This window comes from Streptomyces sp. NBC_00466 (assembly GCF_041433995.1).
Lineage (GTDB): Bacteria > Actinomycetota > Actinomycetes > Streptomycetales > Streptomycetaceae > Streptomyces.
Window position 1 is genome coordinate 3636232 of sequence record NZ_CP107896.1, and the last position, 15598, is coordinate 3651829.

At 69.5% G+C, this 15598-nt stretch carries 12 protein-coding genes, 1 tRNA gene and 2 pseudogenes; 10 read left to right on the forward strand and 5 right to left on the reverse strand.

From position 1 onward, the window contains the following. The first annotated feature begins 319 nt into the window (after positions 1–319). From ispD to OG210_RS16245, 6 genes are all read left to right on the forward strand, one after another. Complete coding sequence (gene ispD, locus OG210_RS16220; RefSeq protein WP_328328388.1) at positions 320–1114, forward strand: 2-C-methyl-D-erythritol 4-phosphate cytidylyltransferase; 795 nt, start codon at positions 320–322, stop codon at positions 1112–1114. A 112-nt stretch (positions 1115–1226) separates the two neighbouring features. Beyond that, positions 1227–1697 carry a 2-C-methyl-D-erythritol 2,4-cyclodiphosphate synthase gene (ispF, locus tag OG210_RS16225; protein WP_328335495.1) on the forward strand — a complete coding sequence of 157 codons (471 nt, stop codon included), beginning with the start codon at positions 1227–1229 and terminating at the stop codon, positions 1695–1697. Positions 1698–1986: 289 nt separating this feature from the next. Further along, entirely contained in the window at positions 1987–2391 is a 405-nt protein-coding gene (locus tag OG210_RS16230) for a PPOX class F420-dependent oxidoreductase (protein ID WP_328328386.1), read from the forward strand. A gap of 196 nt (positions 2392–2587) precedes the next feature. Continuing rightward, positions 2588–3988 carry a cysteine--tRNA ligase gene (gene cysS / locus OG210_RS16235; protein WP_328328384.1) on the forward strand — a complete coding sequence of 467 codons (1401 nt, stop codon included), beginning with the start codon at positions 2588–2590 and terminating at the stop codon, positions 3986–3988. 96 nt (positions 3989–4084) lie between these two features. Continuing rightward, the gene (gene rlmB, locus OG210_RS16240) at positions 4085–5041 is read left to right on the forward strand and encodes a 23S rRNA (guanosine(2251)-2'-O)-methyltransferase RlmB (RefSeq protein ID WP_371537266.1); all 957 of its coding nucleotides are present in this window, start codon (positions 4085–4087) and stop codon (positions 5039–5041) included. Between the two features lie 365 nt (positions 5042–5406). Continuing rightward, entirely contained in the window at positions 5407–7041 is a 1635-nt protein-coding gene (locus OG210_RS16245) for a DoxX family membrane protein (protein WP_328328381.1), read from the forward strand. A gap of 173 nt (positions 7042–7214) precedes the next feature. On the opposite strand, the gene OG210_RS16250 is transcribed toward OG210_RS16245, so the two are convergent. From OG210_RS16250 to OG210_RS16260, 3 genes are all read right to left on the reverse strand, one after another. Beyond that, positions 7215–7952 carry a nucleotidyltransferase family protein gene (locus tag OG210_RS16250; protein WP_328328380.1) on the reverse strand — a complete coding sequence of 246 codons (738 nt, stop codon included), beginning with the start codon at positions 7950–7952 and terminating at the stop codon, positions 7215–7217. 140 nt (positions 7953–8092) lie between these two features. Continuing rightward, positions 8093–8506, reverse strand: a complete 414-nt coding sequence (locus OG210_RS16255; protein ID WP_328328378.1) for a hypothetical protein — start codon at positions 8504–8506, stop codon at positions 8093–8095. Between the two features lie 272 nt (positions 8507–8778). Further along, positions 8779–9912 carry a sn-glycerol-3-phosphate ABC transporter ATP-binding protein UgpC gene (locus OG210_RS16260; RefSeq protein ID WP_328328376.1) on the reverse strand — a complete coding sequence of 378 codons (1134 nt, stop codon included), beginning with the start codon at positions 9910–9912 and terminating at the stop codon, positions 8779–8781. A gap of 181 nt (positions 9913–10093) precedes the next feature. Here OG210_RS16260 and OG210_RS16265 point away from each other — a divergent pair. Then, positions 10094–10167, forward strand: a tRNA-Thr gene (locus OG210_RS16265). A gap of 45 nt (positions 10168–10212) precedes the next feature. On the opposite strand, the pseudogene OG210_RS16270 reads toward OG210_RS16265, so the two are convergent. Then, a pseudogene (locus OG210_RS16270) lies at positions 10213–11486 on the reverse strand (tyrosine-type recombinase/integrase). Between the two features lie 268 nt (positions 11487–11754). On the opposite strand from OG210_RS16270, the pseudogene OG210_RS16275 reads away from it, so the two are divergent. Together OG210_RS16275 and OG210_RS16280 are read left to right on the forward strand one after the other, a co-directional pair. Next, a pseudogene (locus OG210_RS16275) lies at positions 11755–11880 on the forward strand (transcriptional regulator); the annotation flags it as partial. Between the two features lie 83 nt (positions 11881–11963). Further along, positions 11964–12761: a hypothetical protein gene (locus OG210_RS16280; RefSeq protein ID WP_371537270.1), complete on the forward strand. Its 798-nt coding sequence runs from the start codon at positions 11964–11966 to the stop codon at positions 12759–12761. A 58-nt stretch (positions 12762–12819) separates the two neighbouring features. Here the strand turns inward: OG210_RS16280 and OG210_RS16285 are convergent, their stop codons facing one another. Next, a complete protein-coding gene (locus OG210_RS16285) occupies positions 12820–13671 on the reverse strand; it encodes a sigma-70 family RNA polymerase sigma factor (RefSeq protein ID WP_371537274.1) in 852 nt (283 codons plus the stop codon). A gap of 496 nt (positions 13672–14167) precedes the next feature. Between OG210_RS16285 and OG210_RS16290 the strand changes: the two genes are divergently transcribed. Then, positions 14168–15502 (forward strand): ice-binding family protein, encoded by a 1335-nt coding sequence (locus OG210_RS16290; RefSeq protein WP_371537277.1) that lies wholly within the window; start codon positions 14168–14170, stop codon positions 15500–15502. Positions 15503–15598 lie beyond the last annotated feature (96 nt).

Below are 15598 nucleotides of genomic sequence, written 5' to 3' on the forward strand. Positions count from 1 at the left end.
TGCTGTCGCGGTTGTCGCGGATCCTCCGCGTTTTTCCGCCACGGTCGGGCGGGGCCTCGGGCCGGGCCACGGTCTCATGGCCCCGCGGCTTCGGTCGAGGCTGGTCTGCTTCTGCTGTGTGCCTGTTTTCATGGAGCGGTGCTGCGTGAGCGGTACCTTGACCGGTACTGGTGTGCCGGGCCCGGGATGCCGACTCGACCAGTCGTCACGGAAGGGGCCGGTCAGGGCGTCGCGCCCGGCACTCCCCCAACCTGCGGCCGGGGGCACCCCCAGGCCATACCCACGTCGGCTGAGGACACAAACCCTGAACGCGCAACCGATGTCAGACGAGCCCGGGACCCCCTCCCGTACCGGCTCCACCGCAGAATTCCCTGCCGCCGCTCCGGCCGGATCCAGCCACACCACCGCCGCGGTGATTCCCGCCGCCGGGCGTGGTGTCCGCCTCGGCCCCGGAGCACCCAAGGCGCTCCGTACCCTCAACGGGACCCCCATGCTGGTCCACGCCGTACGGGCGATGGCCGGATCGCGTGCCGTCTCGCTCGTGGTTGTCGTGGCCCCGCCGGACGGTGCCGCCGAGGTCGAGGCGCTGCTGGCCGAGCACTCCTGTCCCCCGGGCACCGAGGTCCTGGTCGTACCCGGCGGTGACACCCGCCAGGAGTCCGTCCGGCTCGGGATCGGCGTACTCCCCGAGAGCGTCACCGAGGTGCTGGTGCACGACGCGGCCCGCCCGCTCGTGCCCGTCGACACCGTGGACGCGGTGATCGAAGCGGTACGGAACGGCGCCCCCGCGGTCGTCCCCGCCCTGCCGCTCGCCGACACCGTCAAACAGGTCGAGCCGCAGACCGGCGGCGGGCCCGAGCCGGTCGTCGCCACTCCGGAGCGGGCTCTGCTGCGCGCCGTGCAGACCCCGCAGGGCTTCGACCGGGCGCTCCTCGCCCGTGCGCACGCCACGGTCACCCACGACGTCACCGACGACGCGAGCATGATCGAGCAGCTCGGGGTGCCGGTCGTGGTGGTGCCAGGACATGAAGAGGCGTTCAAGGTGACCAGGCCGCTGGACCTGGTCCTGGCCGAGGCGGTTCTCGCCCGCAGGAGGATCAACGATGGCTTCTGAGCACGAGCAGTCCGGGCACGAGCAGTCCGGGCATGAGGAGTCAGGGCGTGAGGAGTCCGGACGTGCACAGCCTGTGGATGAGCAGCCCGTGCGGCCGTCCGTGCCGGTGGTGATGCCGCAGGTCGGTATCGGGACCGACATCCACGCCTTCGAGGAGGGCCGCGAACTCTGGTGCGCCGGGCTCCGCTGGGAGGGCGAGGGACCCGGTCTCGCCGGGCACTCCGACGCGGACGTCGTCGCCCACGCCGCCTGCAACGCGCTCTTCTCCGCCGCCGGGATCGGCGACCTCGGCGCCCACTTCGGCACCGGCCGCCCCGAGTGGTCCGGGGCCTCCGGGCTCACCCTGCTCACCGAGGCAGCCAGGATCGTCCGCGCCGAGGGGTTCGCCATCGGCAACGTGGCCGTCCAGGTGGTCGGCAGCCGGCCGAAGATCGGCAAGCGCAGGGACGAGGCGCAAAAGGTCCTCTCGGGCGCTGTCGGCGCGCCCGTCTCGGTCTCCGCGGCCACCAGCGACGGGCTCGGCTTCACCGGCCGGGGCGAAGGGCTGGCGGCCATCGCGACGGCCCTGGTGGTCCGTACGTGACGGTCCTGGTGGTCCGTACCTGACGGTCCTGGTGGTCCGCACATAACGTCCGACCCGGGCCTGCCGTACATAACGACCGACCCGGGCCGTCCGTACATAACGACCGGCCCCGGCTCTGGATCCGTGCGGCCAGGGCCCCCGTATCCGCGCGGCGCGTACCCGTATCCGCGCGGCGCGGTTCGGAAGCCGGGACAGGGCCGCGCTGTTTGGGGTAGGGATGTGGGCGCACCCTCTTCCACTTCCACAACCTCTTCCGTACGCCCTGTTCCGCAACCCGGAGGCCAAGCCCGTGTCTGCCGTACTCAGCGACAAGCTCAAGGAACTCCTCGACAGCCCCGTCTTCGTCAACATCGCCACCATCCAGCCCGACGGCAGCCCCCAGGTGAGCCCGGTCTGGGTGAAGCGGGACGGTGACGATGTCCTGATCTCGACCACGACCGACCGCCGCAAGGAGAAGAATCTCCGCCGCGACCCCCGGGTCACGGTGCTGGTGCAGCCCGCCGACGCCCCCTACTCGTACGCCGAGATCCGGGGCACCGCGACGCTCACCACCGAGGGCGGCCAGGAGCTGATCGACGACCTGGCGCTGAAGTACCAGGGCAAGCGGTACGCCGAGTTCAACCCGGACTCCGCCAACGACGCCCCCCGGGTCGTCGTCAGGATCACCCCGCGCAAGGTCGTCGGCAGCATCTGACGGCCGGATCCCCGGAAAAGGGGGCCGGGCCCGGGAAAGCGGGGCCGGATCCCGGGGGAATGCCCGCCCGGGCTCCCGTTCGGCGGCTGTTCACCCGCTGCCGGACGGGAGCTCCGAGGCACTGTTGCGTCACACTTCTCTGCCCCGTTGCCCAAAGGGTCGCGGGGCACTGGTATGGGCCCACTACCCTGGTGCAGTGACTATTCGTCTGTACGACACCAGCGCCCGGCAGATCCGCGACTTCGTCCCGCTCACCGCGGGCTGTGTCTCGATCTACCTCTGCGGCGCCACGGTGCAGGCGGCCCCGCACATCGGGCACATCAGGTCCGGGCTGAATTTCGACATCATGCGCCGCTGGTTCGCGTACCGCGGCTACGAGGTCACGTTCATCCGGAACGTCACGGACATCGACGACAAGATCATCAAGAAGGCGGCGGAGCAGAACCGTCCCTGGTGGTCGATCGGCTACGAGAACGAGCGCGCGTTCAACACCGGATACGACGTGCTCGGCTGCCTGCCGGTCACCTACGAGCCGCGTGCCACCGGTCACATGACCGAGATGATCGAGATGATGCGCGTCCTCATCGAGCGCGGCCACGCCTACGAGGCCGACGGCAACGTCTACTTCGACGTGCGCTCGTACGACGGCTATCTCCAGCTCTCCAACCAGGACCTGGACGGGCTGCGCCAGCCCGCCGAGGACGGCGTGACCGGCAAGCGCGACCCGCGTGACTTCGCCATGTGGAAGGCCGTCAAGCCCGGCGAGCCCTCCTGGGAGACCCCGTGGGGTCCCGGCAGGCCCGGCTGGCACCTGGAGTGCTCCGCGATGGCGCACAAGTACCTGGGCCGCGCCTTCGACATCCACGGCGGCGGGATCGACCTGATCTTCCCGCACCACGAGAACGAGATCGCGCAGTCCAAGGCGTACGGCGACGACTTCGCGGCGTACTGGCTGCACAACGCCTGGGTCACCATGAGCGGCGAGAAGATGTCCAAGTCGCTGGGCAACTCCGTACTGGTCAGCGAGATGGTCAAGCAGTGGCGTCCCATCGTCCTGCGCTACTACCTGGGAACCCCGCACTACCGGTCGATGATCGAGTACAGCGAGGAGGCCCTGCGGGAGGCCGAGTCGGCCTTCGCCCGTATCGAGGGCTTCATCCAGCGGGTCATCGAGAAGGCCGGCGGCCCCGTCGCCCCGGCAGCCGAGGTGCCGCTCGCCTTCGCCGAGGCGATGGACGACGACATGGGTGTGCCGCAGGCGCTCGCGATCGTGCACACCACGGTCCGCCAGGGCAATTCCGCACTGGCCGCCGACGACAAGGAAGCCGCCGTCGCCAGACTGGCCGAGGTACGGGCGATGCTCGGCGTCCTCGGTCTCGACCCGCTCGACGAGCAGTGGGCGGGCGAGGGGGACCGCGGCGAGGACCTGCACGGGGCGGTGGACACGCTCGTCCGGCTCGTACTCGAACAGCGGGAGGCCGCCAGGTCCCGCAAGGACTGGGCCACCGCGGACTCGATCCGCGACCAGCTCCAGCAGTCCGGCCTGGTCATCGAGGACGGGCAGAACGGTCCCCGCTGGACTCTCGGCCCGCGGTGATGCCCGCCGTGATGTCCGCGGTGAGCGCCGCGCCGCCGATCGCGGCACACTTTCCTATACGTAGTACGTACTGAGCAGCAGAGAAACAGGTAGGTCATGGCCGGGAACAGCCAGCGCAGGAACCGCCGCACGTCCAACAAGAAGGGCGCGCAGGTCGGCAGCGGGGGCCAGCGACGCCGCGGCCTGGAGGGGAAGGGTCCGACGCCGCCCGCGTCCGAACGCAAGGGGCACAAGAAGAACCGCATCGCCGGCGCCCAGGCGCGGCAGGCCGCCGCCCGCCGTCCGGCGCCGCGCCGTGGCGGGGTCAAGGGCACGTCCGAGTTGGTCGTCGGCCGCAACCCGGTCTTCGAGGCGCTGCGCGACGGCGTCCCGGCGGTGACGCTGTACGTCCAGCAGTACATCGACAACGACGAGCGGGTGCGCGAGGCGCTCCAGCTCGCCGGGCAGCGCGGCAACATCAACCTGATGGAGGCTCCGCGCCCGGAGCTGGACCGGATGACGAACGGCCTGAACCACCAGGGCCTCGTCCTCCAGGTCCCGCCGTACGAGTACGCGCACCCCGAGGACCTCACCTCCGCCGCGTACGACGCCAACGAGGACCCGCTGATCGTCGCCCTCGACGGGGTGACCGACCCGCGGAACCTGGGTGCGATCGTCCGCTCCGTCTCCGCGTTCGGCGGCCACGGCGTGGTCGTCCCGGAGCGCCGGGCGGCCGGGATGACGGCGGGCGCCTGGAAGTCGTCCGCGGGTACGGCCGCGCGTACGCCGGTCTCCCGGGTCACCAACCTGACCCGGGCGCTGGAGGGCTACCAGAAGGCCGGCATCACGGTCGTCGGCCTGGCGGCGGACGGCGAGCACGAGGTGCAGGACCTGGAGGCGCTGGGCGGCCCGGTCGTCATCGTCATCGGCAGCGAGGGCAAGGGCCTCGGCCGGCTCGTCGGCGAGACCTGCGACTACCGGGTGCGGATCCCGATGCCGGGCGGCGCGGAGTCGCTGAACGCGGGTGTGGCAGCGGGCATCGTCCTGTACGAGGCGGCGCGCCGCCGGGCCTGACCCGGAAGCGGACCCGGACCCCGGACCCCGGACCCCGAAGCGGGCAGCGGGGAGCCGGGAGCGGGGGCCTGGAAGCGGGGAGTCGGAGCGCGGCCCGGTGCGCATCGTTCGTCACTACGGACGGTGCGCACCGGGCTGTTGTGGCTCTGTCGCTGCTGTTGCTGTCGCTGTTGTTGCGGGTGGCCGCTGCTGTGGCCGCTGTTGTGGCTGGTGTTGTGGCTGGTGGGGGCGGCGTGCCTGAAGCCGGGGCGGTCCGCCGGGTGCTTCGCGGGGAGACGCTTCGCCTTACGGGCAGCGTCTGTTGACGGGTCGCGGACAGATCCGGGGTGTCAAGGCAGTGTCCTAAACCTGTGTCACTCGGTTAGATGAGCGTGGACACCAGAACACCCGGGTTCGACGACCTGCCCGCGCTGAGCATGGTCAAGGTGCCGTGCGATCCCGCACAGGTCGTCGTCAACCACGCCAGCTTCCGGGTGCAGCTCGCACCGAACTCGATTCTGCGGCCCGCCGGTTCGGGCCTGAAGAACACGGCAAGAATCCCCGCGGCCTCCGGCGCGGGCGGGCGGCGCCGGGCCCCTGTCGTGTGGAGTGGGAAGTCCGCCCCCGACGACACCGGGGCCATCAGACTTCTCCAGGCCGTGCGGAACTCCGGCGTCCAGGAGGTCGGTTACGCGTCCGGCCACGACGCGGGAGCCACCCAGGTCATCCCCCGTGTCGACGTCGGCGGAGCGGACGGCCCGCCGCTCGGCGGCCCCGGGGGAGAGGGCCCCGGCACGCATTTGCTGCCCAGGATGCGCGAGGCGGTCGGCGCGTACGACGAGCAGGAGCGCTACTCCGGCGGTCCGTACGCGGATGCCGCCGACAACGCCGACGACGCGTTCGACGACGGCCTCGGCTATGGCCCCGACGGCAACGGAAGAGGTACGGAGACCGGGCGGTCCGGCTCGGACGGCATCCGCCACGCCTACTACCCCGACCGCCGGATGAACCTCGGCGTGGTGCTGCTCCCGCTCCGTGTGTTCCTCGGGTTCATCTCGATGTACGCCGGCATGGGCAAGCTCTGCGACCCCGTCTACTTCGACGGCGGCGAACGCGGCTCCATGGTCAAGTGGCTGCACTCGCTGCACCCTTGGGCCCTGGCGAGCCCGCTCCGCGACTTCGCACTGTCGCATCCGGTGGGCGCCGGACTGACCATCGCGTTCCTGCAGGTCGTCGTCGGGGTGCTGACCGTACTCGGACTCTGGCAGCGGGTCGCGGGGATCGTCGGCGCGCTGCTCTCCGCGGCGCTCGTCGTCACGGTCAGCTGGCGGACCGTCCCGGTGTACGACGCGCCGGACATCATCTACCTCGCCGCCTGGTCGCCGCTGGTCATCGCGGGTGCGCCGGTCTACTCGATCGACAGCCGGCTCGCGGGCGAGGCCTGGCGGACACTCGGTCCGCGCTCCGAACTCGCCGAGCTGCGGCGGCGGGTGCTGCGGCGCGGCGCCGTCGTCGCCTCGGTGGTCGTGGGGCTGACGCTGATCATCGGCGCGGTGCTGGGCGGCGCCGTGCGCTCCGCCGAGGTCGTGACCGTACCGGGTCCGAACACCGATCCCACCAACCGGCTGCCGGGACAGCCGCTGCCGCAGGAGCCCGGCGCATCGGGCAGCCCGTCGCAGCAGCGCACGTCGAAGAGCCCCGCACCGTCCGCGAGCGGCGCCGCACGTCCCTCGGCGAAGTCGTCGACGCCCGGTACGGTCCGGGAGAGCGCGACGGTCGGCTCCACGGGCCGGCAGCAGCCCAGCGAGACCCAGGGCACCGGTCAGCAGCCGTCGCAGCAACAGCGACAGCAGCAGGCTCCGCCGCCCCCGGCGACGACCAGCGCCGGCCCCTCGGCATCGGGCGGGACGAACACCGGCGGGGGCGCCGGCAGCGGCTCGGGCACGTCGGGCGGTGGCGCGGGCGGCAGTTCGTCCGGCGGGGGAAGCAACAAGAACCCGATCGGCGGCCTGCTCGGCTGACGGAGGCGCAGGGGCGCCGGAGGCGCCGCCGAGGCGCCTAGGTAAGGGGCGATCGCCAAGGCGGTCGCCCCTTACCTGTGTCTGTTTCCGTGCCCGTGTGGGGTGTTGAGGTGGTCCGGGGCGGTGGGGGCGGTGAGGAGCGCCGCAAGGGCAGCGTGGTGGGGCGCGGAGGCTCAGGCGGGGCTGCCGAGTTCTTTCGCCGCCTCGGTGAGGTCCTTGGCGGTGTCGATGGCCCGCCAGTACGCGCCGTGCGGCAGCGGGTAGCCGGCCAGCCTGCGCTCGCGGGCAAGCCGGGGGAACGTGGACCGCTCGTGGTCGCCGCGGTCCGGGAGCAGGGGCGTGAAGCCCGCGGAGAAGACGTAGATGCCCGCGTTGATGAGGTACGGCGAAGGGGGCGACTCGATGAAGTCCAGCACATGCCCGAACCGGTCCGTCTCGACCGCACCCCAGGGGATCCGGGGCCGGGCGAGGGCGAGCGTGGCGACGGCATCGCGCTCGGCGTGGAAGGCGGCCATCTCGCGCAGCGAGAAGCGCGTCCAGATGTCACCGTTGGTCGCGTACCAGGGCTGGTCGGGGTGGGGCAGATGTGCGGCGGCGTATTTGAGACCGCCGCCGCGGCCGAGGGGTTCGGACTCTACGACGGTCGTGACCCGCAGGGGCAACTCGGCGGAGTCCAGCCACTCCTGGAGCACTTCGGCGAGATGGCCGCAGGAGATGACGGCGTCGGTGACACCTTCGGATGCCAGCCAGGCCAGCTGATGGCCGATGATCGGCGTGCCGGTGCCCGGGATCTCGACCATCGGCTTGGGCCGGTCGTCGGTGTACGGGCGCAGCCGGGAGCCCTGGCCGCCCGCCAGAACCACGGCCTGCGTGGGCAGCGCGTGTGCGTGAGGATCAGCGGTCGTCATCATGAGGCGCACCCTACGACCTGGTGCGCCTCATGGCGGCGTTGCTCAGCCGACGTCGGCCGAGTACGTCAGTCGAGTACGTCGGTCAAAGTGCGGGCGTCAGCCCGGTGGAGCGCCGGCACGGCGTCGGTCCCGGCGCGGCGTCAGTGCTGGTGCGCGACTCCGTACGCGAAGGAGGTGTCGCAGACCGGGCGGGAGAACGACTGGGCGCGCGTCGGCCCGTACCGCTCGACGGCGGCACGGCCCAGCGAGCGGGCGATCGACATGCAGTGGCTCGCCAGGGATGGCCGGCCCTCGACCTCGCGCTGGAGGTGCGTGAGCGCCGTACCCGGATCCTTCTCCTGGAGCTCGGTGAGGAGCTTGTCGCGCAGAATGTCCTGCGGGGTACGGGTCTTGGCGCGCACCGACACCTCCTTGGTGGAGGCGGTCAGCATCTGCGTGCCGTTGGAGGTGCCTGCCCACGGGACGCGGGTGACCGCGAGCGTCCCGGAGAGAACCAGGACGACGGGCAGGACGAGTGCGAGAGTTCGGCCGATTCGGCGGGCTGTGTGGGTCACGCTGTGGAGCGTAGCGGGCGGTGATGATTTGGCGACATTTAGTCACTCGTGCGGGGGATGGTTCGAGTTTGCTTTTCGAATCAGGTGTTGACGGCCCGCTGCGAAATGCCCGCTCTGCCGGGGTGTTTACCCGGAACGCGCTGCGGCCCCGCACCTCCGGGTGAGGGGAGGGCGGGGCCGCGGCACGTCGTTGATCCGTCAGTCGCTGAGGAGAACCTCAAGAAACCTCGATCGAGAGGAGAACCTCAACAGAAGGACCTCGGAGGAGAGTCTCAGTCGCTGAGGCGCTCGCCCGTCGAGGTCGAGAAGACGTGGATCTCGCCGGTGCGCGGGACGACGTGGAGCTTGGTGCCCTTGTCCGGGACCTTGCGGCCGTTGACACGTACCACGAGCTCCTTGTCCACGCCGTTGACCTCGGCGGAGCCGTAGACGTAACCGTCGGCGCCGAGCTCCTCGACCACGTTGACCGCGACGGCCAGACCGGCGGGGGCGTCGGCGCTGTCCTTGGCGAGCGACTTCGGGACCTCGTCGTGCTCGACGACCTCGAAGTGCTCGGGACGGACGCCGACCGTGACGGTGGTGTCGCCCTTGTCGGCCGCGGCGGCGAGCGCCTCACGGGAGACCGGGACGACGCTGTTGCCGAACTTCACACCGCCGTCGGTGATCGGGACCTCGACCAGGTTCATGGCAGGGGAGCCGATGAAGCCGGCGACGAAGAGGTTGCTGGGGCGGTCGTACATGTTGCGCGGGGAGTCGATCTGCTGGAGCAGACCGTCCTTGAGCACCACGACGCGGTCGCCCATGGTCATGGCCTCGACCTGATCGTGGGTGACGTAGACGGTGGTGATGCCGAGGCGGCGCTGGAGCGACGCGATCTGCGTACGGGTCGAGACACGGAGCTTGGCGTCGAGGTTCGACAGCGGCTCGTCCATGAGGAAGACCTGCGGCTCACGGACGATGGCGCGGCCCATCGCGACACGCTGGCGCTGACCACCGGAGAGCGCCTTCGGCTTGCGGTCCAGGTAGTCCGTGAGGTCGAGGATCTTCGCGGCCTCTTCGACCTTGGCGCGGATCTCGGTCTTGTTGATACCGGCGATCTTGAGCGCGAAGCCCATGTTGTCCGCGACGGTCATGTGCGGGTACAGCGCGTAGTTCTGGAACACCATCGCGATGTCGCGGTCCTTCGGAGGAAGGTGCGTGACGTCACGCTCACCGATGCGGATCGCGCCGCCGTTGACGTCCTCAAGACCCGCGAGCATGCGCAGGGAGGTCGACTTGCCGCAGCCGGAAGGACCGACGAGGACGAGGAACTCGCCGTCCTCGACATCGATCTCCAGCGCGTCCACGGCGGGCTTGGTGGATCCGGGGTATATCCGGGTGGCCTTGTCGAACGTGACTGTTGCCATGGGTGTGCGCTCCTTCACCGGCAGGAACGTGCCGGACGATCCGAGTAAAGGTGAGTGGTGTAGTCCACACGGGTGAACTGCAACGAGACGCTACCTGGCGCTTTGCGGTCTGTCAGTAGTTCGGGGCCGGGCAAATTTCCGGCAGAGTCATGCCCGCGCTGCGGTTAGAATGCTCCGACACGCCTCCTTAGCTCAGCTGGCCAGAGCAACGCACTTGTAATGCGTAGGTCATCGGTTCGAATCCGATAGGGGGCTCTGAGGAACCCCAGGTCGGATGGCATCTGACCTGGGGTTTTGTCGTCAGAGGATGCGGCGCCGACGTCGGGCGCCGGCCGCCTTGCGGTCGGCGGTCTCACTTCTGGTCTCAGACGCCGCTTGAGGCTGGGGTGCGAAGGCGTTTCCCATGCAGAGCATGGCGTCCTTCGAGAGGGTGGATCGGCCCTTCACGTACCGCCGTGTCTGGCTGATCTGGGTGTGCCGGAGGATCTCCATGATGGTCGGCATGTCCACGCCCAGCTCGTTCAGGATGGTCCCCGCCGTATGACGGCTGCCGTCGTACAGGCGCCGGTCGCTGATCCCGGCCTCTTCGAGCAGTTCCTTGAACTCCCCCCAGTCGTCTCGGGGGTCGATCGGCCGGCCGTCCGAGCGTGTGAATACCGCGTCGAAGTCCTGCCACTGTTCACCGGCCGCGGCTCGCGCGGCGTCCTGCTGGTCCTTGTGGTCATGCAGATACGGGATGAACGGCGTCGGGATCGGGACGGCATTCCGGCTCTTCTTCGTCTTGGGCCGGGTGAAGACGAGCCCACCGCCCTTGCGCTGCGGGCAGATGCTCGCGTGACGCGTGCAGTCATCTGCGCAAGGCTTGGGGCAGCCGCGCTTGTAGCCCTTGTGCACGGTGCAGTCCTTGGGGCACTTCTCGAAGCGGTGCAGGCGCTCGCCGCAGAGGTGCGGGTCCGGGCAGCCATGGCGCCAGGTGAGGCGCTGAAGCTGCCAGTGCGGGTTGAACATCTCCGCTTCGAGGTCGACGTACTTCCACCGCAGGCCCAGGGCTTCACCTTGCCGGAATCCCATGCCGACGTTGACCAGCCAGCGCATGAACGTGGGGCGTTTGGCGGCGGCCAGCAGAAACGCTTTGGCCTCCTCCATGGTGCACCTTCAGCACATGCGAGGGGGCGTGCCCCTCTCGGAGCATGTCGGCGTAGTGCCTCTCCAAGTGCTCCGGTGCGAGCTTGTCGAGCCGGTGCTGACCGAGGCCGGGCACGATGTCGTTGCGGGTCTTGGACCAGTAGTCGTCCAGGGAACGGGGCTTGAGCTTGAGGCTCGCGATCGTGGTGAGGTAGATGGTCATCCACTGCTCCACGGTCGGCTTCCGTCCGGCGACCGGGGCTCGCCCTTCGTCTCGCGGTTTCTCCAGCGCCCGTACCTTGCGTTCCACTTCGGCCTTGGTCTTGGCCCGTCGGTGGCGGCGGTCGGGGCTTCCGTCGTTTTTGACGCTCATGGTGACGCGTCCGTGCCACCATCCGTCACTGCCTTCGTAGACGGACGACTCCATGGTTCGGCTTGCGGGGGCCCATTGCGTTTCCTCCAACGCGAAGGGCGGGCCGAAGGTGATCCGGCCCGCCCTTGCCTGCTCTGCTGTCAGTGAGTGGTTGTCCCCGAAGGGATGCCGCCGACGTACGCCTTCAGGGTCGCCACCTTGATGCGGCGGCAGCGGCCCTGTTTCACGTAGGCCAGAACGCGACGCCCTGCCGGCCGCTGGCCCCGCCGAGGAGATTGCCCCCTCACACTCATCGCTAGCTCGGCATTCCTCGCGATCCTCGCTGGTTACGCAGCGTTGTGCGGGAGGCATGCCACTTCGCCGGCCAGGCCCTCGACCAACTCGCCGCCACCTGGTACGCCACCGGCATGGACCGCGTACGCGAAGTGCGGCGCACGCTCGCTCCATGGCAGAACGAGCAGTGCGTCCGGTGTGTGGTTGCGTCCGGCCTGACGTGTACGCGGCGTTCTATAGTCGCCCGGGTCGACCGTTTTCATGGGGGGATCCGGAACACATGCAGACCAGGAGATCACTGGCCGCCGTCCTGCTGAGCGCCGTCGCCGTGCTGCTGCCGCTCGGAGCCTGCGGGACCCAGCGGGTCGGGGCGGGAGCGCCGACGACGACGGAAGCGCCGCACTGGCAGACGTTCGCGCCGTTCCGCGTGACCGCCGCACGGCTCTCCGACAGTGGGCGCGCGCTCAGCGTCGACGCAGAGGTGCCCGGCAAGGGGAAGACCTGCGCGCGCGAACTGAAGGCGGTCGTGACCTCCACCTCGGAGCGCACCGTGTGGGTGCAGGTCACCTTCTCCGCCCTGACCGGTGACCCGCACGCCGACTGTTCGAAGACCGCGACCGGCACGGCGAAGGTGCGGCTGCCATCCGCGCTCGGCCACCGCGAACTGTCCGTGGACAACGACACGACATTCACCGCGGACGACGCCGACCTGCCCGACCTGCGCCTGTGCGGCGACCGCGGCTGCCACCCGGCACCCACCGGCTGCACTCCCGCCTCCTACGACCAGGCGGTGGCGGCGCTCGACGTACCGAACCACACGTCCCGCGGCGAGGAGCACTGCGACGGGAAGTGGCTGGTGTTCGACGTGTCCTCGCGCATGGGCCCGGCCTGCGCCGAGGGCGAGGCGCCGGGCTGCGGGGCGAGCCTCGGCGACCGGTGGTTCTTCCGGGCCGAGAAGTCGGGCTGGGTGCCCCTCGCACGCGGCACGAAGGCGGGCTGCACCGACGTGCACCGCATCGAGCCCGCCTTCCCGGCCGCCCTGTGCGCCGGCCTGCCCGCCCTGCGGAGCTCGAACTGAGCACCACGCCGGGCCTGTTGCGCTGCCCGGCCCGCAGCCCGGGGGCACCCGCGGTGCCTCATTCCCGACACCGGCCTCCAACGATCACCGCCCACACGTCGTCCGCCGCGAGGATCTCGCCCACCTCCCATTGGCTCGACAGCGCCGCCAGCACCCGCTCCGCGCCATCGGTAAACCGTCCCCGGTCGCTCGGTGAGGCGGGTGCCGACGCGTGGGATGCGGCGCCGGCGCCCGCTCCCGGTGACCGTGCCATAACGTGCCAGTAGCTGCCGGTAAAGAGCGGTGAGCGCAGATGTCGATACGACACTCCGGTCCGAGAAATACCAGCCTGTTCCCGCAGTTCAGGTGGCAGGTCAGTGTCTGAGGACCGGTTGGGAGCACGAGTTTGATTCCCGTCACTCGCTCCGCAACTGCCAGTCCTGTGCGCGGATACCGGTTCACGGGGGCGGTTACTCAGGTCTGGCGATGTCGAAGGCATCGACAGATACGGGCCGTCCCGCACCACAGCCGCACGCAAACTTGCTGTGCCCAGAGCTGTGCCCAGCCGTTCGGCGGTCTCCCGGTAGGTGCAGCCGTCGTAGTAGGCGAGGAGCACGGATTCGCGCTGGAGCGGAGACAGCGCCTGCAGGCAGCGGCGGACTTGTTCGTATTCCAAGCGGTTCTCGACTTTTTCGCTGACCTCGTCGAATGCACGCTGCTGCTGGCGTAGCGCACTCTGGCGGTCGCGGTCGACTGATGCCTGTACTGAACGGACTCGGTCGATGGCGCGGCGGTGGGTGATCGTCACGGCCCAGAAGGCAGCGTTGCTGCGTGACGTGTCGAACAGGGGGGGGGCTTTGCACCAGACCTCGGTCAGTGCTTCCTGTGCCTCTCCAGAGACCTGTCGAGATCGCTCCGTGCTCTCCGTCACCGCCCGCAACAGGGGTGGCCTTCAAGCTCGCTCAGGTCACGCCTCTGACTTCGATAACAAACGGCCGGCGGACCGAGCGACTGCGCTCGCCCCTGGCCGTGATCGGTGTCACCCTCGCGGGCCCGGCTGGCAGTCCTGGCATCGGCGGTGCGTCGCTCAGCCGCCGCGCGGTGTTGCGGCTGATTTCCGACAGGGGAACGCGTGACGCATTATTTCTATATTCAATTTCCGTTATTGGGGCACTCACTTTCGAAGAAACAATTCTGCATTAAGAAGGGACGATTCTGCATCGTCTAGGGGTTCCCTGAAGATCTGAACCTTGGTGTCATCTGATTCTTATAGCTACTCGCGAAATACCTGAAGAGGCATCGACTCGCTCCAGTCTTTGGAATTCTGCGACCTCTTCAATGTGTAATATGCGGGCGACATAAGACGGCTTCCGGGGAGCCCGGAAAGGCTCGGAAGTCGCCGCCTCTCAAACAGAAATCGGTTTCTGATGAAGCTCAGATCTACTGAGGCTGCACGACGGCGCACTGTTTCGGCCTGGCTCACGGGAACATTCACGGCGGTTGTTGCCGCCGGGATGGTGGCGGTGGCGCCGGCCCAGGCGTTCGCCACCGCCACTCCTGTGCCGCTGGGTACGGCGGACAGCTTCGCCGTGCTGGCAGGTCAATCGATCACCAACACCGGCCCTTCCGTGATCACTGGGGATATCGGGGTCAGCCCTGGAACGGCCATCAGCGGATTCCCGCCGGGAATCGTGAACGGGGCCCAGCACTCGGCGGACGCCGTCGCGCTCCAGGCCAAGTCCGACCTGGTCGCGGCGTTCAACAACGCAGCGGGCCAGGCAACGGACGCCGCTCTTCCGCCGGACGCCGGAGGGCTGACGCTGGTACCAGGCGTGTACACGGCCTCCTCGACCCTGGGCCTCACCGGGACGCTTACCCTCGACGCTAAGGGCGACCCCAACGCGGTCTGGGTCTTCCAGGTCGGTTCCGGACTGACGACGGCGTCCGCCAGCCGCGTCGCACTCATCAACGGCGCGTCACCGTGCAACGTGTTCTGGGAGATCGGCAGTTCGGCCACGCTCGGCACCAACTCGACCTTCGTGGGCAACATCCTGGCCCTGACCTCGATCGGCGTCACCACCGGCGCCAGCATCGACGGCCGGGCGCTGGCACGTAACGGCTCGGTCACCCTGGACACCAACCGCATCACTCGGCCCGCCTGCTCCACGGGAACCACGGGCGGGACGACGACCGGGACGACGGCCGGGACGACGGCCGGGACGACGGCCGGGACGACCGCCGGTACCACGACGGGCGGCACTACCACTGGCACCACGGCCGGAGTGCTGGGCGGAGTGCTGGGCGGAGTGCTGACCGGCGGCACGACGGGCGGCACTTCCACGGGTGGAGTGCTGGGCGGCGTACTGGGCGGAGCCCTGACCGGCGGAACCTCGGGGGGCGGGGGCACCACCGGGAGCACCACCGGGAACATCGCAGGCAACACCTCAGGGAACGTCGCCGGTAACACCACGGGTGGCGGAAACGCCGGTAACACCACGGGTGGCGGAAACGGCGGCAACACCACGGGTGGCGGAAACGGCGGCAAGCCTGGCCACGACCATGGCGGCAAGCCCGGCCATGACCATGGCGGCAAGCCCGGCCATGACCATGGCGGCAAGCCTGGCCATGACCACGGCGGCTACGGCGACGACAACAGCGGCTACGGCGACAAGCCCGAGCAGCACGGCGGCTACGGCGACAAGCCCGAGCAGCACGGCGGCTACGGCGACAAGCCCAAGCAGCACGGCGCCTACGAAGGCTAGTTGGCAGCGCGGCTCGCGCGCTGCCAAGTGAACGGTGCGTGGCGGGGCATCTCCTCCTGGCCCCGCCACGCGCTTCCACGAGACGCACGACAAGAA